The 20,783-nt window shown below is 72.5% G+C and carries 20 protein-coding genes; 13 read left to right on the top strand and 7 right to left on the bottom strand.

All coding sequences use genetic code 11. The features are described from left to right. The 12 genes from Vlu01_RS01550 to ahcY all read left to right on the top strand — a co-directional run. A partial coding sequence (locus tag Vlu01_RS01550; protein WP_373307235.1) for an acyltransferase family protein occupies positions 1-1,278 on the top strand: 1,278 nt, incomplete at its 5' end. 20 nt (positions 1,279-1,298) lie between these two features. Next, a complete protein-coding gene (locus Vlu01_RS01555) occupies positions 1,299-2,360 on the top strand; it encodes a threonine ammonia-lyase (RefSeq protein ID WP_239095631.1) in 1,062 nt (353 codons plus the stop codon). A 61-nt stretch (positions 2,361-2,421) separates the two neighbouring features. Next, complete coding sequence (locus Vlu01_RS01560; RefSeq protein WP_203991659.1) at positions 2,422-3,546, top strand: D-alanine--D-alanine ligase family protein; 1,125 nt, start codon at positions 2,422-2,424, stop codon at positions 3,544-3,546. Next, positions 3,543-4,178, top strand: coding sequence for a M15 family metallopeptidase (locus tag Vlu01_RS01565; RefSeq protein ID WP_203991663.1), 636 nt, complete (start codon positions 3,543-3,545; stop codon positions 4,176-4,178). The genes Vlu01_RS01560 and Vlu01_RS01565 overlap by 4 nt, the downstream gene beginning before the upstream one ends. Before the next feature lie 119 nt (positions 4,179-4,297). Then, positions 4,298-4,978, top strand: coding sequence for an RlpA-like double-psi beta-barrel domain-containing protein (locus Vlu01_RS01570; RefSeq protein ID WP_203991666.1), 681 nt, complete (start codon positions 4,298-4,300; stop codon positions 4,976-4,978). 207 nt (positions 4,979-5,185) lie between these two features. Further along, on the top strand, positions 5,186-6,499 hold the full coding sequence (locus tag Vlu01_RS01575; protein WP_203991669.1) for a hypothetical protein: 1,314 nt from the start codon (positions 5,186-5,188) through the stop codon (positions 6,497-6,499). Between the two features lie 69 nt (positions 6,500-6,568). Further along, positions 6,569-7,948, top strand: a complete 1,380-nt coding sequence (locus Vlu01_RS01580; protein WP_203991672.1) for a phosphomannomutase/phosphoglucomutase — start codon at positions 6,569-6,571, stop codon at positions 7,946-7,948. Between the two features lie 62 nt (positions 7,949-8,010). Continuing rightward, a complete protein-coding gene (locus Vlu01_RS01585) occupies positions 8,011-8,193 on the top strand; it encodes a Trm112 family protein (protein WP_203991675.1) in 183 nt (60 codons plus the stop codon). Then, complete coding sequence (locus tag Vlu01_RS01590) at positions 8,190-9,386, top strand: SIS domain-containing protein (protein WP_203991678.1); 1,197 nt, start codon at positions 8,190-8,192, stop codon at positions 9,384-9,386. The genes Vlu01_RS01585 and Vlu01_RS01590 overlap by 4 nt, the downstream gene beginning before the upstream one ends. Next, positions 9,383-10,336 (top strand): cation diffusion facilitator family transporter, encoded by a 954-nt coding sequence (locus tag Vlu01_RS01595; protein ID WP_203991682.1) that lies wholly within the window; start codon positions 9,383-9,385, stop codon positions 10,334-10,336. Before Vlu01_RS01590 ends, Vlu01_RS01595 begins: the two co-directional genes overlap by 4 nt. Positions 10,337-10,338: 2 nt before the next feature. Then, entirely contained in the window at positions 10,339-11,496 is a 1,158-nt protein-coding gene (gene manA / locus Vlu01_RS01600; RefSeq protein WP_203991684.1) for a mannose-6-phosphate isomerase, class I, read from the top strand. Between the two features lie 292 nt (positions 11,497-11,788). Next, entirely contained in the window at positions 11,789-13,288 is a 1,500-nt protein-coding gene (ahcY, locus tag Vlu01_RS01605) for an adenosylhomocysteinase (protein WP_203991687.1), read from the top strand. Between the two features lie 136 nt (positions 13,289-13,424). Here the strand turns inward: ahcY and Vlu01_RS01610 are convergent, their stop codons facing one another. Together Vlu01_RS01610 and Vlu01_RS01615 are read right to left on the bottom strand one after the other, a co-directional pair. Further along, positions 13,425-13,580 (bottom strand): hypothetical protein, encoded by a 156-nt coding sequence (locus tag Vlu01_RS01610; RefSeq protein WP_203991692.1) that lies wholly within the window; start codon positions 13,578-13,580, stop codon positions 13,425-13,427. Continuing rightward, the gene (locus Vlu01_RS01615) at positions 13,577-14,470 is read right to left on the bottom strand and encodes an RDD family protein (RefSeq protein WP_239095632.1); all 894 of its coding nucleotides are present in this window, start codon (positions 14,468-14,470) and stop codon (positions 13,577-13,579) included. Before Vlu01_RS01615 ends, Vlu01_RS01610 begins: the two co-directional genes overlap by 4 nt. Positions 14,471-14,511: 41 nt before the next feature. Here Vlu01_RS01615 and Vlu01_RS01620 point away from each other — a divergent pair, with 41 nt between their 5' ends. Next, positions 14,512-15,498, top strand: coding sequence for a stage II sporulation protein M (locus tag Vlu01_RS01620; RefSeq protein ID WP_203991695.1), 987 nt, complete (start codon positions 14,512-14,514; stop codon positions 15,496-15,498). A 42-nt stretch (positions 15,499-15,540) separates the two neighbouring features. Here Vlu01_RS01620 and Vlu01_RS01625 read toward each other — a convergent pair whose 3' ends face one another. The 5 genes from Vlu01_RS01625 to Vlu01_RS01645 are packed head-to-tail and all read right to left on the bottom strand — an operon-like array spanning position 15,541 to position 20,624. Then, a complete protein-coding gene (locus tag Vlu01_RS01625) occupies positions 15,541-16,851 on the bottom strand; it encodes a DUF58 domain-containing protein (RefSeq protein ID WP_203991698.1) in 1,311 nt (436 codons plus the stop codon). After that, positions 16,848-17,819: an AAA family ATPase gene (locus Vlu01_RS01630; RefSeq protein WP_203993408.1), complete on the bottom strand. Its 972-nt coding sequence runs from the start codon at positions 17,817-17,819 to the stop codon at positions 16,848-16,850. Before Vlu01_RS01630 ends, Vlu01_RS01625 begins: the two co-directional genes overlap by 4 nt. Positions 17,820-17,830: 11 nt before the next feature. Beyond that, positions 17,831-19,210: a DUF4350 domain-containing protein gene (locus Vlu01_RS01635; RefSeq protein WP_203991703.1), complete on the bottom strand. Its 1,380-nt coding sequence runs from the start codon at positions 19,208-19,210 to the stop codon at positions 17,831-17,833. Next, complete coding sequence (locus tag Vlu01_RS01640; RefSeq protein ID WP_203991718.1) at positions 19,207-19,782, bottom strand: DUF4129 domain-containing protein; 576 nt, start codon at positions 19,780-19,782, stop codon at positions 19,207-19,209. The genes Vlu01_RS01635 and Vlu01_RS01640 overlap by 4 nt, the downstream gene beginning before the upstream one ends. Further along, positions 19,779-20,624 carry a hypothetical protein gene (locus tag Vlu01_RS01645; protein WP_203991721.1) on the bottom strand — a complete coding sequence of 282 codons (846 nt, stop codon included), beginning with the start codon at positions 20,622-20,624 and terminating at the stop codon, positions 19,779-19,781. Before Vlu01_RS01645 ends, Vlu01_RS01640 begins: the two co-directional genes overlap by 4 nt. Positions 20,625-20,783 lie beyond the last annotated feature (159 nt).

Here is a 20,783-nt window from a genome sequence, read left to right on the forward strand (position 1 = left end):
TCCGGCATCGGATCGGCCACGTCCGGCATCGGATCGGTCACGACCGGCACTGGGCAGGCATCGGGCGGCACCAGGTTGGCCTGGGCTGATGTCGCCAAGGGCGGTTGCATCCTGCTGGTCCTGCTCTGGCACGTGATCGTCAAGGACTACCTCCAGATCGACTGGCGGCTCGACGTGCCGGTGCCCGGTGCCTGGGGGACCTTCGGCGAGCTGCTGCTGCCGATGCGGATGCCGCTGTTCTTCACCATCTCCGGCATGTTCGCGGCGGCCGCCGTGCAGCGGCCCTGGCGGTCGGTGACCCGGCCCCGGATCACCCGCTTCCTCTACCTGTACGGCGTCTGGCTGGTGATCCACACTGCCGTGCTGACCCTGGTCCCGGATTTCCCGACCGACCGGGCGAGCGACCTCGGTGGTCTGCTGGCACAGCTGACGGTCACGCCGTCCAACCTCTGGTACCTGTACGCGCTGGCGCTGTACTTCGTGCTGGCCAAGGCGCTGCGACGGGTCCATCCGGCGGTGCTGCTGGTCGCCGCCGGCACGTTGAGCGCCATCGCCGCCGCAGGACTGCTCGACACTCCGGGTAACCGGGGCGGGCTCTACCAGAACCTGGTGTTCTTCCTGGCCGGCCTGCATCTACGCGGGTACGTCCTGCGGTGGGCCGACGCCGTCGACGGCCGACGGTTGCTGCTGGCAGCAGGGGCGTACGCCGCCGCGCTGGTCGCCGTGGCGGCGACCGGCACCGCTGCACTGCCCGGCGTGGCACCGCTGCTCTCCGTCCTCGCGGTTCTGTTCGGCATTGCCGTGGCGGTCCGCCTGGCCGCCTGGTCGACGGTCGGCGAGCCACTCGCCGCCCTCGGCCGCCAGACATTGCCGATCTACGTGATCCACATGCCGGTGCTGGCCCTGCTGCATCGACTGATCGCCGATCCGATCGCGGGTTTGGACGACCCCACCCGGTTCGGGCTGGCCCTCGGCTTTCCGTTCTCCCTCACCGTCGCTGTGCTGGCGGTCAGCCTCGGCCTGCACCGGCTGCTGCTGACAGCCCGAGCGACGTGGCTTTTCGACCTGCCTGGCCGGGGCGACGCCGCCAGACGCCCGGCACCCCGACCACTCGTCCCGAAAGCACCACCCCCGTCCGCGCCGAGCAAGCCAGAGCCGTCCGCGCCGAGCGAGCCAGAGCCGTCCGCGCCGGGAGCGCCTGAGTCGTCCGCGCCGGGAGCGCCACACCTGTCCGTGTCGGGGTCGTCAGCGGCGTCCGCGCCGACGGCATCTCGCTGATCGACGTCAAAGGAGAGGACATGTCCCACATCGATCCGTCCGGAGCCGCCCCGGCTCCCATCGACGTGCCGGAGGCAGCCCGGTGGCTGGCCGGCCGGGTGTTGCGTACCCCGGTGCTGCGCGCACCCGCCATCGACCGGTTGGCCGGCGCCCGGGTGCTGCTGAAGGCGGAGAACCTGCAGGCTGGTGGCTCGTACAAGATGCGCGGCGGGCTGTTCGCGGTGAGCCGGCTGGCGGCGGCCGGACACGCCGGGGTGGTCGCCCAGAGCACCGGCAACCACGCGGTGGCGGTGGCGCTCGCGGCTCGGCGGTTCGAGTTGGCCGCCACGGTGGTACTCCCGGTCGATGCGGCACCGACGAAGGTGGCCCGGGCCCGTGCGGCGGGGGCCCGGGTGGTCCTCGCCGGTACGACGGTCGAGGAGCGGCTGGCCGTGGCGGGCCGGGTGAGCGACGAGACCGGTCACCCGATCGTCGACGCGTACGACCATCCGGACGTCATCGCCGGGCAGGGTAGCGCCAGTCTCGAACTGATCGAGGAGGCCGAGCGGGCCGGCACCCCGTTGGACGCCCTCGTGCTGCCGGTTGGTGGCGGTGGGGGTGCGGCGGGCGCGTGTCTGGCCGCGACAGGTCGGCCCATCGAGGTGTACGGCGTGGAGCCGCGTGGTTGCGACTCGTTGGCCCGCAGCCTGGCGGCCGGTCGCCCGGTTCCGGTCACGCCCGCGCCAACGATCGCTGACGGACTGCGCCCGTCCTGCGTGGGCGAGCTGCCCTTCGCCGTCCTGCGCACCCGCCTGCGCGGGGTGGTGCGGGTGGACGACGACGAGATCGTGGAGGCGTTCCGGCTGCTTCTGCTGGAACTGAAGGTGCTGACCGAACCGTCGGGCGCGGCCGGTCTGGCTGGCGCGCTACGGCTCGCCGCTGACGGTGCGCTGTCGGTCGCCGAGCGGCTGCCAGCGGCGGCTGCCGGTGGGCAGCGTCGGCGCACCGTCGGCGTGGTGTTGACCGGCGGAAACGTGGAGGCGCAGCTGGTCGCCCGACTGGCGGCTACCGCCCGACTTGAGGAAGAGGTGGCAGTGGCATGAGCGAGCTGATCATCGTGTGGTCGGGCCGCAGGCCCGGTGACGAGCGAAGCGAGGTAGGGGCATGAGTGCACCAGTGCGGATCGGAATCCTGTTCGGCGGGCCGTCGGCGGAGCACGACGTCTCCTGCGCCTCGGCGCTCGGTGTGGCCCGAGCACTGGCCGGCGGCGGGTACCGCATCGTCGCCATCGGGGTCACCCGCAGCGGTGGGCTGCGGCTCGTCCCGGATGCGGCGTTGTCCGGATTCCTCGGTGGATCGGCCGGCTCGCGGGCCATCGACGACCGCTTGACGGTGATCGGTCCGGCGGTGGAACTGCGGGCCGGGCCGCGCCCCGGTACGGCGGTGGTGACCGGGATGGACGCTCCTGGCGCGGTGCACGCCGAACTGGACGTGGTCTTCCCGGCGCTGCACGGCCCGTTCGGTGAGGACGGGGTGGTGCAGGGGCTGCTCGAATCCCTGGGCGTGCCGTACGTCGGGTGTGGCATCCTCGCCTCCGCCGTCGGAATGGACAAGGTGGCGATGAAGCGGGCGTTGCGGGCCGAGGGGGTGCCGATCACCCCGCACGTCTCCTTCGACGCGACCACCTACCGGACCACGGAGGATCCGGAGAAGCTGGTGCTGGGACTGAACCGGCCGCTGTTCGTCAAGCCGGCCCGGATGGGTTCCTCGATCGGTATCTCCCGGGTGGCCGAGAGCGACGACCTGGGGGCGGCCATCGAGGAGGCGCTGCGACACGACACGGTGGTCGTGGTGGAGCAGGGGGTGAACGGCCGGGAGCTGGAGTGCGGGGTGCTCGGCGGTACCCGTCCGGACGCCTCAGCGGTCGGCGAGGTGCGGGTCAGCGGCGGCTGGTTCGACTACCGCCAGAAGTACTTCGGTGACATCGATCCGATGATCGTCCCGGCCCCGCTGCCGCAGGAGGTGACCGAGCGGATCCGGGAGTTGTCGGTGCGGGCGTTCGCCGCGATCGGCGGTTGGGGTCTGGCCCGGGTCGACTTCCTCTACGACGAGGACTCCGGCGAGCTGTACGTCAACGAGTTGAACACCATGCCAGGTTTCACCGCGCACTCGATGTATCCGAAGGTGTGGGCGGCGGCTGGTGTCGGTTACCGCGAGATCCTGGATCGCCTGGTCGCGCTGGCCTTCGCCCGGCACGCGGAGCGTCCCGCCGGGGGAGCCGGGCGATGATTCTCCTCTGCGATCCGCGGGTCGCGGCGGTACGCGGTGCCGACGACGGTGAGCCGCTGGTCGACCTGCGCGAGATCCCCGAGTTGCGGTTGGACGAGCGGGCGGCCGATCCGGTCGGCGCGTACGCCCGGTTGCGTCGGTCGGTGGTGGAGCGGCTGCTGATGGCGCAGCGCGCGTTGCCGGACGGGGTACGCCTGTTGATCATCGAGGGTTACCGGCCCTACCAGGCGCAGCTGGACATCTTCACCGGCTATCAGGAGGAACTGCGGCGGGCCCACCCGGAGTGGCCTCCGGAGCGGTTGCACCGGGAGACCACCAAGTTCGTCTCGCCGGTGGAGGTGGCGCCGCACAGCACCGGCGGCGCGGTGGACCTGACGCTGTGCACCGTCGACGGCGTCGAACTGGACATGGGCACCGCGGTGGACGCCACGCCGGAGGCGAGCGACAACGCCTGCTTCACCGCGTCGACGTCGATCGGTGTCGACGCTCGCCGGCACCGGCAGGTCATGGCGGATGCGCTGCTCGGGGCCGGCCTGGTCAACTACCCGACCGAGTGGTGGCACTGGTCGTACGGGGACCGCTACTGGGCGTTGTTGACCGGCTCGCCGCGCACCCGTTACGGCCCGGTATGACCGGCCCTGTCGCCGGTGTCGTCGAAGCTTGTTTCGATAAGTGTCACGACGATGAACTGGAAGGCGTTCCCCGGCCGTACCAGCCCTCGAACACAAGGGTGTGAGGACTGGAGGAACAGGTGAAGCTGCAGCGGAAGCACGTGCTGGCGGCGGGGGTGGCGGTGGTCGCTGCGGCGACGGTGGCGGTGGGCACCGGACTCGGGTTCGCGGACAGCGCACCGACCCGACAGAGCGTCTGCTCGGGATCGATCACGTTCTCGGCCGAGGAGGGCGCACCGGCCGCCACCAGCAACCAGTTCCCGGTCGGCACCCGGCTGCGGGTGACGAACCTGGACAACGACAAGTCGGCGGAGGTGACGGTGGTCGGGCCGTCGGGCAGTTGCGTACTGCTCAACGCCGCTGCCATGGAGCTGGTCCGCGAGCCGGGCAGGAACGTGATCCGGCGCAACGTGGTCGAACGGATCGGCGACGCCGTCGTGCAGCCGGGCGCGGGACGCCCCGGCATGGTCGGCGACCGGCCGGGTTCGGTCTCGCCGCCGGCGGCCCGTCCGGTCAACGGCTCGGCCTGCCAGGGCGCGATCACCTTCTTCGACGAGGCCGCCGGGCCGGCCGCGACGAGCGACCGCTTTCCGATCGGCACCCGGTTGCGAGTGACCAACCTGGACAACAACAAGACGACCACGGTCACCATCACCGGCCCCTCGGGCAGTTGTGTGCTGCTGAACTCCGCGGCGATGGAGCAGATCCGGGAACCGGGCAAGAACCTGGTGCGCAACAACACCGTCGAACTCCTGCGCTGAGCGGGTCGGCCAGCCACCGGACCGGCGAGCCGCGACGCGGTCCGGGACTGCTGACCGGCGGAGCTGCTCGGCGGGCGACGCTGACCGCCGAGCAGCCGTCGCGACGTGGCGCGGCGCACATGCGGGGTGCTCGATGGCCAGCCGAGGTCCGGCCCCGGTAGTAGCCTGACCGGCGTTCCCCCGTCGGGGGAGGAACGGTGGTTGATCATGTCGGTACGTCGGCACACGGCCCGGCTCGCAGCGGTCTGCGTGTTCCTGGGTGCCCTGGTGGCGCTCGGTGGCGCTCCCGCGCACGCCGACGAGGACCGGGTGCGGGTGCGTTCGGCGGGCAGCTTCACCGCAGGCCGTTCCGTCGGGGGTGTCACGGTGGAGGTGCGCAAGCGCACCGACGGGTGCGTGCGGGTGCGCACCGCGCTGGGTCTGAGCCTGCCCGACGTACGGTCCGACCAGGTGGCGGTGCAGGCGAACGTCGGGGGTCGCTGGGTGCCGGTGGGCGTCTCCGGTCAGACCGGACTGGTCACCACCGCACGGGTCGCCCCGGGCAAGGACGAGATCTGCAAGGGCAAGCGGGTGGCGATGCGGTACCGCGTGGCCTTCGCCGCGGATGCCCCCGGCGGTCGGCTGGTGGTGACCGGCGAGGCGACCACGGCGCGGGGTGTCGTGCTGGGCCGGGCGGCCGCGTCGTCCCGGGTGGTGGGCGGGCGAGTCTCCGCGTCGCCCTCCCCGTCACCGACACCATCGCCGTCGCCCAGCACGAAGGTGGCCGAGGAGCCGGCCGTCGAGCCGTCGCCGACCGTGGCGCTCGCCGCCGAGACGACGGGCGATCTCGCTCAGACCGCGGGTGAGTCCTCCGGCGGGTCACCGGTGATGTATTTCGGCATCGCGATGGTCGCCGCCGGTGCGCTGCTGATCGGGCTGTTGATCCACCGCTCCCGCAAGGATCGCAAGGACCGGAGACGACCGACCGGTGGGCTGGAGATCCCGCCGCCGCGCAACCCGGGCGGCACCACCTACCGTTCCGGCACCGGTCAGGGCGCCGCGCCGGTCAGCTCCGCCCCGGTACCGCCGGGCACCGTGCCGGCACCGCCACCCGACCTGGCGGGTCTGCCGCCGGCAGCAACCGGCCAGGCGTACGGGACGAGTCGGCCCAGCACACCACGGGTCTACGGCGGCGCCCCGGCACCCCGCCCCACCGGCGGTCTGTACGGTGCCCGGCCGGCCGACCCGAGCGAAGCGACCCGGCCGGGTGACCCGGCTGGTCCGCCCCGGGCGGTCCCGCCCGGCACCTCCGCCCGTGCGGCCGTGCCACCTGCGCGGCCCGTGCCGCCCACCTCTGCCCCGCCACCCAACCTGGCCGCGCCGACGTCGTGGCCGGTCGGACCGATCTCGGGCCCACCGTCCGGGTCGGCCTCCGTGCCGTCGAGTGAGCCCGGTCAGGGCGTGGTGCCCGGACATCCGGACGGGTCACCGGGCGTCGAGAAGGGCGACGAGCCGGAGTACGGGCGCGGGCTCGGCGGCTGAGCCGGGGTGAGTGTCTTCACTCCGATACGCTCAGCTTCGTTGACGACTTGCAGGCGAGGAGTGAAATCGGTGTCTGATCTGTCCCGGATCGTGAAGGCGTACGACGTTCGTGGGACGGTGCCGGAGCAGTGGGACGAGCGTGTGGCCGGTGCGCTCGGCGTCGCCTTCGCCCAGATGCTCGACGGCGTCGGCGAGCCGGGGCAGGCGGTACTGATCGGGCATGACATGCGGGCCTCCGGGCCCGGGCTGGCCGCTGCCTTCGCCACCGGCGTACGCGCCGAGGGGCGGCCCGTCATCGAGATCGGGCTCGCCTCGACCGACATGGTCTACTACGCCTCCGGTTCGCTCGGGTTGCCCGGTGCGATGTTCACCGCCAGCCACAACCCGGCGCAGTACAACGGCATCAAGCTGTGTCACGCCGGTGCTCGCCCGGTCGGACAGGACAGCGGGCTGGCCGAGGTCCGCGACCGGGCCCAGGCCCTGCTCGACAAGGACGAGCCGCTCGGCGAGCCGATCGCCCCGACGCAGCGGCGTGACCTGCTGCCCGACTACGCGGCACACCTGCGCACGCTGGTGGACCTCTCCGGCATCCGGCCGTTGACCGTGGTGGTGGATGCGGGCAACGGAATGGGTGGGCACACCGTGCCGAGTGTGCTCGGCGACGCCGCCCTGGCGGCCCTGCCGCTGCGGATCGTGCCGTTGTACTTCGAACTGGACGGCACGTTCCCCAACCACGAAGCCAACCCACTGGATCCGGCCAACCTGGTCGACCTGCAGCGCGCGGTGGTGGCGCACGGCGCGGACATCGGACTGGCCTTCGACGGTGACGCCGACCGCTGCTTCGTGGTGGACGAGCGCGGCGAGCCGGTCTCCCCGTCGGCGATCACCGCGTTGGTGGCGGCCCGCGAGTTGGCCAAGCACCCCGGTGCCACGGTGATCCACAACCTGATCACCTCCAGCGCGGTGCCCGAGATCATTCGCGAGCACGGCGGTGAGCCGGTGGTGGCCCGGGTGGGTCACTCGTTCATCAAGGCCGAGATGGCGCGCACCAATGCGGTCTTCGGTGGTGAGCACTCGGCGCACTACTACTTCCGGGACTTCTGGTTCGCCGACACCGGCATGCTGGCGGCGATGCACACCCTGGCCGCGCTCGGCGAGCAGCCACTGCCGCTGTCCACGCTGGCCGCCGAGTACGAGCGGTACGCCGCCTCGGGCGAGATCAACTCCACCGTGGCGGACCAGGCGGCGAAGGTGGCCGAGGTGCGTGCCGCCTACCCGGACGCCGAGGCCGATGAAATGGACGGATTGACTCTGCGCTTTGCCGATGGGGCGTGGTTCAACCTGCGCGCCTCGAACACCGAGCCGCTGCTGCGGCTCAACGTCGAGGCACCGACCGCCGAGCGGATGGCCGCGCTGCGCGACGAGGTGCTCGATCGGGTTCGCCGATAGGATCGCTCGGTCCGGTCGGCACCGCCGACCGGTGAAGCCGCGTACGTGGAAGGAGCCGCGCAGTGGCCCTCGACCCGCAGTTGCTGGAAATCCTCGCCTGCCCGGACACACACCATGCCCCGCTGACCTATGACGCGCAGGCACAGACGCTGACCTGCACCGAGTGCGGCCGGATCTTCGAGGTCCGCGACGACGTGCCGGTGCTGCTGCTGGACGAGGCGCGTGGCCCCGCGGAGGGATCGTGATCGACGGAACGGCCGGCGTCAGCGGACACCGCAACGCCGACGAACGGCTCCTCGACGACCCGCAGGCGCTCGCCGAGCGGGATCCGGGCGGCATGCTGCGGCACACCGCCTCGGCGGGCGCGCAGGTCCGCGAGTCGGCGGCGCTGGCCGCCGAGGCGAATCTCGCCGTCCTCGCCGACGAGGGACGCCCCCGGGCGGTCGTGATCGCCGGCATCGGCACCGCCGGGCGTACCGGTGACGTGCTGGCCACGGTCGCCGGGCCGCGCTGCCCGGTGCCGGTCATCGCGCACCGCAGCGCCGGTGTGCCGGGCTGGGTCGGCGCCGCCGACGTCGTGATCGCGGTCAGTGCCTCCGGTCGCAGCCCCGAGGCGTTGGGGGCCGCGGAGGCTGCCCACCGCCGGGGTGCCCGGTTGGTGGCGGTGGGCCCGGCCGACTCGCAACTGCACTCGGTCGCCGAGCGGGCCCGTGCCCCGTTCATCCCGGTGCCCCGGCGGGCGCCGGCCCGGGCCAGCCTCTGGGGGCTGACCGTGCCGGTCCTGCTCGCCGCCCGGGCCCTCGGGCTGGTCAAGGTGAACGAGGCGGATCTGGCGGAGACGGCGGCCCGCTTGGACGCCGACGCCGACCGCAGCCGCCCGAGCGCGGAGTCCTTCGTCAATCCGGCGAAGTCCCTCGCCCTCGGCCTGGCCGGGTCGATCCCGATCGTGTGGGGCTCGTCGCCGCTGGCCTCGGTCGCCGCCCGTCGCTTCGGCGACACCCTGTCGGCCAACGCCCGGTACCCGGTGGTCACCGGTGCGCTCGGCGAGGCGGGTCGGGGCCGGGTCGGCCTGCTCGACGGTGTGTTCGGTGGGCTGGCCGAGGGGGAGCGGGACATCTTCGCCGACCCGGACGAGTCGGACGGTGAGGGCACCCGCCTGCGGTTGGTGCTGCTGCGCGACGGCGGCCTGAACGCCGAGGACGACGCCGACGAGCCACTGGCCGTCGAGGAACGGCGCGCGGACGCGGTGCAGACCCTCGCCGAGCGTCGGGGCGTACGGTGCGACGTGGTCACCGCCGAGGGCGGTTCGGCGCTGGAGCGACTCGCCTCCCTGGTGGCGGTGCCGGACTTCGCGTCCATCTACCTGGCGTTGGCGCACGGTCTGGACCCGATGGCGGTGCCGGCGATCACCGAGATGAAGGAACTGGCCAACCAGTGAGCGCGAACGGTGGCGTCAAGGCGATCGTCGCCGCGCTGCTCGCCAACGCCGGCATCGCCGTGACGAAGTTCGTGGCCTACCTGCTGACGAGTTCGTCGTCGATGCTCGCCGAGTCCATCCACTCGGTCGCCGACGCGGGCAACCAGGCCCTGCTGCTGCTCGGTGGCAAGCGGGCGCGGCGGGCCGCCACTCCGCAGCACCCCTTCGGTTACGGTCGGGAGCGCTACGTCTACGCGTTCATCGTCTCGATCGTGCTGTTCAGCCTGGGCGGCTTGTTCGCGCTCTACGAGGCGTGGCACAAGTGGTCCGATCCGCACGGCATCACCAGTTGGCAGTGGGTGCCGGTGACCGTGCTGGTGGTGGCGATCGTGATGGAGTCGTTCTCCTTCCGGACCGCCATCAGGGAGTCGAACCTGGTCCGGGGCCGCGAGTCCTGGACCCGGTTCATCCGCCGGTCGAAGGCGCCGGAGCTGCCGGTGGTGCTGCTGGAGGACTTCGGCGCGCTGGTCGGCCTGGTCTTCGCGCTGTTCGGGGTGGGCATGACCCTGGCCACCGGCAACGGCCGGTGGGACGCGGCCGGCACCGCGATGATCGGTCTGCTGCTGGTGACCATCGCGATCGTGCTGGCGGTGGAGACCAAGAGCCTGCTGCTGGGCGAGGGAGCCGAGCCGGCGGACGTCTCGGCCATCGAGCAGGCGGTCACCGCCGGCCCCGAGGTGGAGCGGATCATCCACATGAAGACCCTCTACCTCGGTCCGGAGGAGCTGATGGTGGCCGCGAAGATCGCGGTGTCGCGGTGCGAGAGCGCCGAGGACCTGGCCCGGGGAATCGACGCGGTGGAGCAGCGGATCCGGGCGGCCGTACCGGTGGCCCGGGTCATCTACCTCGAACCGGACATCTACCGGGTCCCGGCTGAGCCCTCCACCACGTCCGGGCGTACCGGGAGCTGACCGTGGAACCGCTGCACGGGCCGATCAAGGACTACGCCTGGGGCTCCCGCTCGGCGATCGCCGAACTCCAGGGGCGGCCGGTGCCGAGCGCGACGCCCGAGGCGGAGCTGTGGCTCGGGGCGCACCCGGGCGCGCCGGCCGCCGTCGAGCGCGAAGGCCGGCGGATCGCGCTCACCGAGGTGCTCGCCGCCGAGCCGGTCGACTGGCTCGGCCAGCCGGTGCTGGACCGGTTCGGGACCCGCCTGCCGTTCCTGCTCAAGGTGCTGGCCGCGGCGGCGCCGCTGAGCCTTCAGGCACATCCGGACGCCGAGCAGGCCCGGGCCGGTCACGCCGCCGAGCAGGCCCGGCCCGGTGGGCACCGCAACTACGTGGACCCGTTCCACAAGCCGGAGCTGCTGGTGGCGCTCGGGCCGATGGAGGCGTTGTGCGGGTTCCGGGATCCTGCAGCCTCGGCGCGGTCGCTCGCCGCGCTGGGCGTACCGCAGCTGCGGCCGGTGCTGGACGCGTTGGCTGCCGGGCCGGCGGGGCTGGCCGAGGCCGTACGCCGGCTGCTGGAGTGGCCGACGGCGGAGCGTGCGGGCCTGGTGGCGGCGGCCCGGACGGCAGGCGGGCCGGACGCGGACCTGGTGGCCCTGCTGGCCGGTGCCTACCCGGCTGACCCGGGAGTGCTGGTGGCGCTGCTGCTCAACCGGGTACGGCTGGCGCCCGGTGAGGCGATCTGGATGCCGGCCGGAAACCTGCACGCCTACCTGAGCGGTACCGGCGTGGAGGTGATGGCCGCCAGTGACAACGTGTTGCGCGGCGGGCTGACCCCGAAGCACGTGGCAGTGGCCGAGCTGTTGCGGGTGCTCCGCTTCGAGGTGCTCGACGAGCCGGTGATCGCGCCCCGGAGCGTCGCCGACGGTGTGGTGACCTGGCCGGTGCCGGTGGACGACTTCGCGTTGCATCGGGTGACCGTGGGCGGTGGGCCGCGCGAGGTGACGTTGGCGGTGCCAGGCCCCCGGGTGGTGTTGTGCACCGCCGGTCGGATCACCGTGACCGACGGGGTGGCGTCAGTGGCTCTGAGCCCGGGTCGGGCCGCTGTCGGGCCGGCCGCTGGGGGTGCACTGACGGTGACCGGCGACGGTGAGACGTACGTCGCTTCGACCGGCCAGCTCTGAGCCTTTCGTGAGTCTGGCGACGGCATCAACCTCAAACTACAAGTCCGACTTTTCCGGAATAGCTTGACTCGCCTCTCGCTTAGTGTGACTCTATGAGTGCGCAGCGTTATCGCGACGATGGTCCGAGAGCGCGCGGGGGAACCAAACCGGGGGGATGCACGGGGCGGACGGAGATGGGCGGCACACGTCCACGCCGGCCGCCCCGTGCGCTGTCCGTAACCGACCCACCAGCCCGTCGGGGGCGCGCGTAAGGTGGGAGGTCGCGCAGCACCATCGTCCGACAGGAGCTTTCATGACCAGCACTCTCCCGGCGTCCGCCAGCGGCACGTCGTCCGAGGCCCGGCCGCGTACTGTCGCCGAGGGCGACTACAAGGTGGCGGATCTGTCGCTCGCCGAGTTCGGGCGCAAGGAGATTCGCCTCGCCGAGCACGAGATGCCGGGCCTGATGGCGATCCGCCGCGAGTTCGCCGACGCGCAGCCCCTCGCGGGCGCCCGCATCACCGGGTCGCTGCACATGACGATTCAGACCGCCGTGCTGATCGAGACCCTGGTCGCGCTCGGCGCACAGGTCCGCTGGGCGTCGTGCAACATCTTCTCCACCCAGGACCACGCTGCCGCCGCGATCGTCGTCGGCCCTGAGGGCACCGTCGACGCGCCGGCCGGCGTTCCGGTGTACGCGTGGAAGGGCGAGACTCTCCCGGAGTACTGGTGGTGCACCGAGCAGGTGCTCGACTGGCCCGACGGAGACGGCCCGAACATGATTCTGGACGACGGTGGCGACGCCACCCTGCTCGTCCACAAGGGAGTCGAGTTCGAGAAGGCCGGCGTCGTGCCGCCGGTGGAGTCCGCCGACTCCGAGGAGTACGCGGTCATCCTCGACCTGCTGCACCGCTCGCTGGCCGCGAACGGTCATCGGTGGACCCGGATCGCCGCCAGCATCAAGGGTGTCACCGAGGAGACCACCACGGGCGTGCACCGGCTCTACGAGATGCACCGCGCCGGCACGCTGCTCTTCCCGGCCATCAACGTCAACGACTCGGTGACCAAGAGCAAGTTCGACAACAAGTACGGCTGCCGCCACTCGCTCATCGACGGCATCAACCGCGCCACCGACACGCTCATCGGCGGCAAGATGGCCGTCGTGCTCGGCTACGGCGACGTCGGCAAGGGCTGCGCGGAGTCACTGCGTGGCCAGGGTGCCCGGGTCGTGGTGACCGAGGTCGATCCGATCTGCGCGCTCCAGGCGGCCATGGACGGTTACCAGGTCGCCACCCTGGACGACGTGGTCGAGCAGGCCGACATCTTCATCACCGCCACCGGCTGCTACGACGTCATCACCAACGAGCACATGGCCCGGATGAAGCACCAGGCCATCGTCGGCAACATCGGCCACTTCGACAACGAGATCGACATGGCCGGCCTGGCGAAGCGCTCGGACGTCACCCGGGAGAACATCAAGCCGCAGGTCGACGTGTGGCGCTTCGACGACGGTCACGCCATCATCGTGCTCTCCGAGGGCCGCCTGCTGAACCTCGGCAACGCCACCGGCCACCCGAGCTTCGTGATGTCGAACTCGTTCGCCAACCAGACGATCGCCCAGATCGAGCTGTACACCAAGACCGACGAGTACCCGATCGGCGTGTACGTGCTGCCCAAGCACCTCGACGAGAAGGTCGCCCGGCTGCACCTGGACGCGCTCGGCGTCAAGCTGACCACGCTCAGCAAGGAGCAGGCCGCCTACCTCGGCGTCGCGGTGGAGGGCCCCTTCAAGCCGGACCACTACCGCTACTGAGCATCGACACCACCTCCGGGGCCGACCCACGGCGGCCGACCCCGGAGGTGGTCGTCCGGGCTGCTCTTCGACATCCGGGACCGCTCCGCCCTACCGGGGGCGGAGCGGTCCCGGCCGAAGTGGCCCGCAGTCGGAGTCAGCGTCGACGGTGGTGGCGGGTGGGGCGGATCCAGGTCCAGAGACACCACAGCAACCAGGTCACGGAGACCAGCGCCGCCAAGGTCCGCAGCCGCAACGCGCTGAGCAGCAGCACCAGCGCGAGCACCGCCAGCCACGGCCCGAAACCCCTCATCCTGACCTCCTGGTTCGCTCAGCGGTCGACGCGGCCGGGACGCCGGACCACAGTGCCTCGGTGAGCGCGCGTTCACCGGCGAGGCGACGACGGGCCCGTCGGTGCCGCTCGGCGATGACGGCGGCCAGGTACAGAGCCGCTGGCAGCCCGGCGGGAGGCGGCGGGCTGGTCACGTCGGCGACCTGCCGCCACAGCAGCCGGGCCAATTCGCCGCGCGCCGGCTCACTGAACCCGTGGGCCCGGGCCAGATACTGCCGGACGGCCAGCGCCAGGTCCGCGTCCAACCGGCTCAGGTCCAGGGAGTACGCCCAACCGGCCAGCTGCGGCGCCGTCGCCGGAACCGCTCGCCACCTGGTCGCGGGTCGGGTGTGCACCACCAGCGTGCCCGCTGCCAGGTCACCCAGTCGCCGGCCACGGTCGTCGCTGAGCATCACGGTCAACCCGACTGCCCAGGACAGCAGTGGCAGCACCAGACCCGGCCACTCCACAGCGACCCCGACCAGCGCCCGGGTCAGCGACTGCCGGAACCCGACCGGAGCGCCGTCGACGCTGACCACGCGCAGTCCGACGGCAGCCTTGCCCGGCGTCCGGCCGTCGTTGAACCGTTCCCAGATCACGGGGTAACCGACCAGTACCAGGACGAGCCCGACGGTGAGCAGGGCCCGCTCCATCGCCGCGTCGAGCAACCCGTACGGCAGTGCGGCCAGGGTCAGCCCGGTCAGCGCGGCGAGCAGCAGACCGGCCACCAGTTGCACCAGCACGTCGATCAGGAGGGCCAGCGTCCGGGAGCCGATCCGGGCGGCCCGCACGTCCAGCTCGACCGCTTCGCCGCTGACCAGCCCGGCGTCACCCCAGCGGGGGGTGGTCCACGCTCGCGCCGCTGTGCTCACCCCGACAGTGAACACTATGATCGCGCGGTCGGAGGTGGCTGGTGGATGTCGACGCGTACGTCGCGGAGCACAGCGGACAGTGGCGTCGGCTGAATCAGCTCTGTGCTCAGCGACGGCTCGACCCGGCCGAGGTCGACGAGCTGGTCGCGCTCTACCAGCGGGCCACCACGCAACTGTCGGTGCTGCGTAGTCGCTCGCCGGATCCGGCGCTGGTCAGTGAGCTGTCCCAGGTGGTGCTCCGGGCACGGGCGCGGCTCACCAGCCGGCCCCGTCTCTCCTGGTGGACCCTCCGACGATTCCTGGTGGCCGGCCTACCCGGCGCCATCTGGCGGGCCGCGCCGTGGTGGTGTGCGGTGGCGACCGCTTTCACCCTGCTCACCTTCACCCTGATGTGGTTCGTGGCGGACAACCCGGAGACGGCGGCGGCGTTCATCGGTGACGACGATGCCGCCGAACTGGTCGAGTCCGGTTTCGCCGGCTACTACACGGAGTTCTCCGCGCCGACGTTCGCCTTCCACCTGTGGACGCACAACGCCTGGCTGGCGGCGAAGTGTCTGGCGGCGGGCGTGCTGATCGTGCCGGTCGGCTACCTGCTCTGGCAGAACGCGGTGAACATCGGCGTGGTCGGTGGGGTGATGGTCTCCTACGACCGGGCGGACGTCTTTTTCGGCCTGATCACCCCGCACGGTCTGCTGGAGCTGACCGGGGTGTTCGTCGCCGCCGGGGTGGGGCTGCGCATCGGGTGGGCGTGGATCGCGCCGCCGGAGCAGTCGACCCGGGGACAGGCGGTGGCTCGGGCCGGACGCGACGGCATCCTGGTCGCCGTCGGCCTGGTCGGGCTCTTCGCCGTCTCGGCGGTGATCGAGGCGTTCGTCACCCCCGCCCCCCTGCCGGTGGCCCTGCGCATCACCATCGGCGCCACCACCTGGCTAGCCTTCCTGACCTACATCCTGACCCTAGGCCCCACCCCCACCCGCCCGGTTGATCATGAGGTTGTTGCCCGCGACACGCCGTCCGGGTGGCAATAACCTCATGATCAACGGGGTGGGGGGGAGGGCGAGTGGGTGGGGTCAGAGTTGGGCGGTGGATTTGAGGGTCAGGTAGGCGTCGGCCAGGGCGGGAGCCAGGTGGTCGGCGGGGGCGTCGACCACGGTGACGTGGTGGCGGGTCAGCGCGGCGGTGAGGCGGTTCCGTTCGTCGAAGGTGCGCCAGGCGGCGGCTGCGGCGTACGCGTCCTCGGGACGTCGTGGCGGCGTGGCGGTGAGCCGGACCAGCACCGGGTCCTGTGCCGCGGCCACCAGCACCCGGTGCCGGGCGGCCAGCCGCGGCAGCACCGGCAGCAGTCCCTCGCCCAGCGCGCCGGGCTCCAGGGCGGTGAGCAGCACCACCAGGCTGCGTGGCCGGTGTCGCCGCAGCAACTCGCCCGCGATCAGGCGGAAGTCGGTCTCGACCAGCGCGGGTTGCAGCGGGGCCAACGCGTGCGCCAGCCGGCTCCACTGGCCCGGTCGTTCGGCACCAGCCACCGAGGCACGGGGCACGACGTCCGCCGCGAGCACGTCCACCCGGTCACCGGCCCGCCCCGCCAACGCGCTGAGCAGCAGCGCCGCCTCGATCGAGGCGTCCAGGCGGGGCTCGTCACCCACCCGGACGGCCGAGGTACGCCCGGTGTCCAGCACACAGATCAGCCGCCGGTCCCGCTCCGGACGCCAGGTACGCACCAGCACCTCCGCGCGTCGGGCACTGGCTCGCCAGTCGATGGAGCGTACGTCGTCGCCGGACACGTACTCACGTAACGCGTCGAACTCGGTGCCCGGTCCGCGTCCCCGGCCCACCTGGGTGCCGTCGATGACGCGCAGCCGCGACAGCCGCTCCGGCAGGTGCCGGCGTGCCTCGAACCGGGGCAGCACCCGCAGCGTCCACGGTGGGGTGCCGGGCCGGCCATCCCACTGCCGGAACGCCAGCCCGAGCGGCCCGAACGAGCGGATGGTCAGAGCCACGGCGGGCCGGTCACCCCGGCGGGTGGGGGTGAGGTGGCTGGGCAGGGCGAGAACCTCACCGGGGGCGGCGTGGACCACCCGGGTCGGCGGCACCTCCGGTCGGGCTCCGGCCGAGGGCACCCAGGCGTCGCGGACCCGGGCGCGCAGCGGCCGGCCGGAGGCGTTGCGCAGGTACAGGGTGACCGTGGCGGTGCCACCGAGTCGTACGGCCCGCTCACCGGCGCGTTCGACGGTCAGCGCCCCCAGCGGCGCGGCGAGCGCGAGATCGAGGCCGACCAGCAGCAGCACCACGCAGACCATCACCACCAGCCCGACGAAGGGTGCCGGCCATCCGGGCAGGGTCAACGCGCCGGCCGCCAGCAGCGCCGCCGCCCGCCAGGTCATCGCGGGATCGGCACGGTGGCCAGCACCGTGTCCAGGACCGGATCCACCTCGACGCCCTCAAGTTCGGCCTCCGGACGCAGGCGCAACCGGTGCCGCAGGGTGGGCCGCGCCATCGCCTTCACGTCGTCCGGCACCACGTGATCGCGGCCGTTCAACCACGCCCACGCCTTCGCGGTGCCGAGCAGGGCCGTCGCACCGCGCGGCGAGGCGCCCAGCTCCAGCACCGGGGTGGCGCGGGTGGCCCGGCACAGGTCGACGACGTAGCCGAGCAGGGAATCGGCGACGTGGACGCGGCCCACCGCCGCGCGCGCGGTAGCGAGATCGGCCGCGTCCGCCACCGGGCGTACGCCGGCAGCGCCCAGGTCCCGAGGATCGAAGCCGGCATGGTGGGCGCGGAGCACGCCCAGTTCCTCGTCCCGGTTGGGCAGCGGCACGGTGAGCTTGAGCAGGAACCGGTCCAACTGGGCCTCCGGCAGCGGGTAGGTGCCCTCGTACTCCACCGGGTTCTGGGTGGCGGCGACGATGAACGGATCGGGCAGGACACGTTGCTCGCCCTCGACGGTGACCTGCCGCTCCTCCATCACCTCCAGCAGTGCGGACTGGGTCTTCGGCGGGGTGCGGTTGATCTCGTCGGCGAGCAGCAGGTTGGTGAAGACCGGCCCCTCGCGGAAGGTGAACGCCGCGGTTCGCGCGTCGAAGACCATCGAACCGGTGACGTCGCCGGGCATCAGGTCGGGGGTGAACTGGACCCGTCGCGAGGTCAGATCCAGTGCGGCGGCCACGGTACGCACCAGCAACGTCTTGGCGACTCCCGGTACGCCCTCCAGCAGTACGTGACCACGGCAGAGCAGGGCGACGATCATTCCGGTGACCACGCCCTCCTGGCCCACGACCGCCTTGGCCACCTCGGCGCGTAGCCGGTGCAGCGCCGCCCGGGTGGGGTCGGCGGCGAGCGGGTCCACGGTCATCGCGGGTCGGGTCACCGGTGATCTCCTTCGGATCGGGGCTTCGGCAGCCGGGCCGGGGCCGGCGCGTCGGGGAGGGGCCGGGTGGGCGCCGGCTCGCCGGCACGCGTCACGCGGTCCAGCTCACCGGCGAGCTCCAGCAGGCCCCGGTCGGTCTGTGGCGCGTCACCGTAGAGCAGCTCGTGGATTGCCTCGGGCCGGTCGCCGGTCCGGGCGGCCACCGTGGCGGCGACCGTGCTGGGCGGCGCCTCGGTGGGCAGGTGCAGGCGTCGTGCCAGCCGGGCCAGCGTCGCGGTCCGGAGCACTCGGGCGGTGCTCTCCCGAGCCCGCGCCTGCTGGTAGAGCCGACCTCGACCGAGCACCGTCTCGGCGGCGGGGACGGCGACCGGGAGTGGTTCCGGGTTGGGCGGACCGAGGCGGCGAGCCCGGCCGATGGCGATCAGCAGCGCCGCCAGGGCGAGTTGCAGCAGCAGCGCCCAGAACCACGGCGGGAAGGCCGACCAGAGCGGGTTCGGCTCCCCGGAGGAACCTCGTGCGCCGGGGCCGGACGCTTCACCGCCCGGCCGGGCACCCGGTGCCGTCTCGCCGTTCCCCTCGCTGTCCAGGTCCTCCTGCTGGTCGGGTTCGTCGATGCCGTCGTCGCGCTCCGGGGGAGGCCGGGTGGGGGCGGGAGTGGGTTCGGGTGGCGGCGGCTCCGGACCGTCCAGGTCGAGCCAGACCACCCGGCCGGTGGTGGCGAGCAGGCCGGTGGCGAAGGTGAGGTTGTCCCATTCGTCGATCCGGCCGTTGCGGAACGGATCGCTGGCACCCACCACCACGCTCTCGGTGGTCCCGGTGAGGCGGGCCAGGCCGGCGGCGTAACAGAGGTCGACGCTGTCCGGAGCACCGGTGGGTACGTACCGCTGGCGGGCGACGGCGGCCGTGGTGGCCGGGACGACCTCGGTCAGCGGGCAGGACCGGTCGAGCTGGTGTGGTGGCACGGCCCGGGTCGCCCACCGTCGGCCGGTCGGGCGCAGTGGTAGTCCCGCGGCGGCCAGCACCCGCCGGGGCGGGTCGACCAGCACCAGCCGGGTGCCGTCGGGCAGCAGACCCAGGTGACCGACGGTTCGCGGGTGCAGCAACTCGGGTGCCGGGACGAACAGGGTGGCCGGGCCGGGCCGGGTGGCCAGCAACGCCCGGAGCGCGTTTGTCTCCCGCTGCACCACCACCCCCTGCCGGGCCAGGCTCGCGGCGAGCCGGCTGCCGCCGTGGTCACCGGTCACCGTCGGGGAGAGGAAGCCCCGGTCGGTCGGGTCCGGCTGGTCGATCTCGTGGGTGACCAGGGTGATCGTCATCAGCAGCGCCGCCGCCAGCACGGGCACCACGATCCGGTGGCGGCGTCCGCGTGCGCTCATTGGTCGTCGTCCTTGAGCTGGGTGACCGCCGCGAGCAGGTGGTCCAGCCGGCCGGCGTGGTCGCGCATGCGGTGATCATGGTCGGCGGTGGCTGGGCGTTGCGCGTACCACACCTCGGAGAAGAGGGCGGCGGCTGCGGCCAGCGGCGGTCCGGCCGGCGGATGGTTGACGGTGGCCTCGGTGACCACCTCGGCCACGGTCATGCCGGGCCGGACCCGCACCACGCGTCGGTTGCTGAGCTGGTGAAGCATGCTCCGCAACCGCTCGCGGACGGCCTCGTCGTAGCGGCCCTCGGCGGCCAGCCGATCCGCCACCACAGCCGTGCCGACCGGGCCTGCGGGCGGCTCCGGGGTGACGGGCACCGACGGTACGGTCGTCGGTTGCCGCTCGGTCGGCCGGGCGGAGCGGCGTCGGCGGAGCCGGGGCAGCCGGCGGGGGAGCCAGGCGGGGAAGGTGTACCAGGCGGTCGCGGTCAACACGGTGGTCAGGACCAGCAGCAGCGCGGCCAGCGGCAACGGCAGCTGGTCTCCGAGGGCGGCGGTGGTCTCGGTCCACCAACGGCTGAAGCTCATCCGCCGACCGCCAGCAGGTCGGTGCTGCCCGGCGGGCCGGGTGCGCGGGAGACCCGGATGTCCAGGCCCTCGCTGCGAATCCGGGTTTCCAGGTGTACGACCGCGTCCAGGCAGGCCAGCGCGGCGTAGGCGACCATGTTCACGGCTGCCCAGATGAGCATCGCCACGGCATTGGCCCAGCCCTCGGCGACCAGGTCGAGGGTGGTCAGCCCGGTGAACGCCCCCCAGCCGATCCCGACCCGGAGGATCCACCAGACGAGATACCCCAGTACCCGCAGTGCGGTGGCCCGTCCGCCCAGGCGAAACGCGAGCGTGACGGAGCGTCCGAGCGCCCGTACCGGCGCGATCCGGTCGACGACCAGGGCCGGTGCCACCGCGCCGAGCAGGGCGAACCCGAGGAACCAGACGGGGCCGAGAAGGGACGCGAGCAGCATGACCGCGCCGACCACGGGGCCGAGCAGGAGGGTGGCGCCCCAGCGTCCGCCGCGGGTACCCACCAACTGCCCGACGGTTGGGCGGCGGCCGACCAGCGCGCTGGCGGCGGCGCGGGCGGCCGGATTGCCGAGCAGCAGGATGATCACCGCTTCGGTCGCGGCACCGAGGGCGAGGATGAACCAGAAGGGGCTGAGTTCGCTCAGGCTGGACGGCCACCACAGCGGCCCGGTGGCACCCACGGCGGTGCGCAGCGGCAGCAGCAGGAGTTGTTCGCCGACGGCCAGCACGGCGGCGAGCGGCAGCAGGACCGGTGCCTGGGCGCGCAGCAGCAGTACGGCGGAGTCGAGCAGTTCCCCGATGGTGAGCGGGCGTCCGGGGAGTACGACGGTCGGGCCTGTTGCGGGCACGCGTACTCCTGGAAAGGCGGTGGCGGTGGCGCGCTGCGACGCACCCGGGGATCATGTTGACATGCGCGGTCGTCCGGGGTGCAAGTCCCGTCCCGGGGCGGCACGTGCGAGCGGTACAAACCGAGCGGGTGCTGGGCACGGCCCACCTGACGGCAGTAG

It is taken from the genome of Micromonospora lutea (assembly GCF_016863535.1).
In the GTDB taxonomy this organism is placed as follows: Bacteria; Actinomycetota; Actinomycetes; order Mycobacteriales; family Micromonosporaceae; genus Micromonospora; species Micromonospora lutea.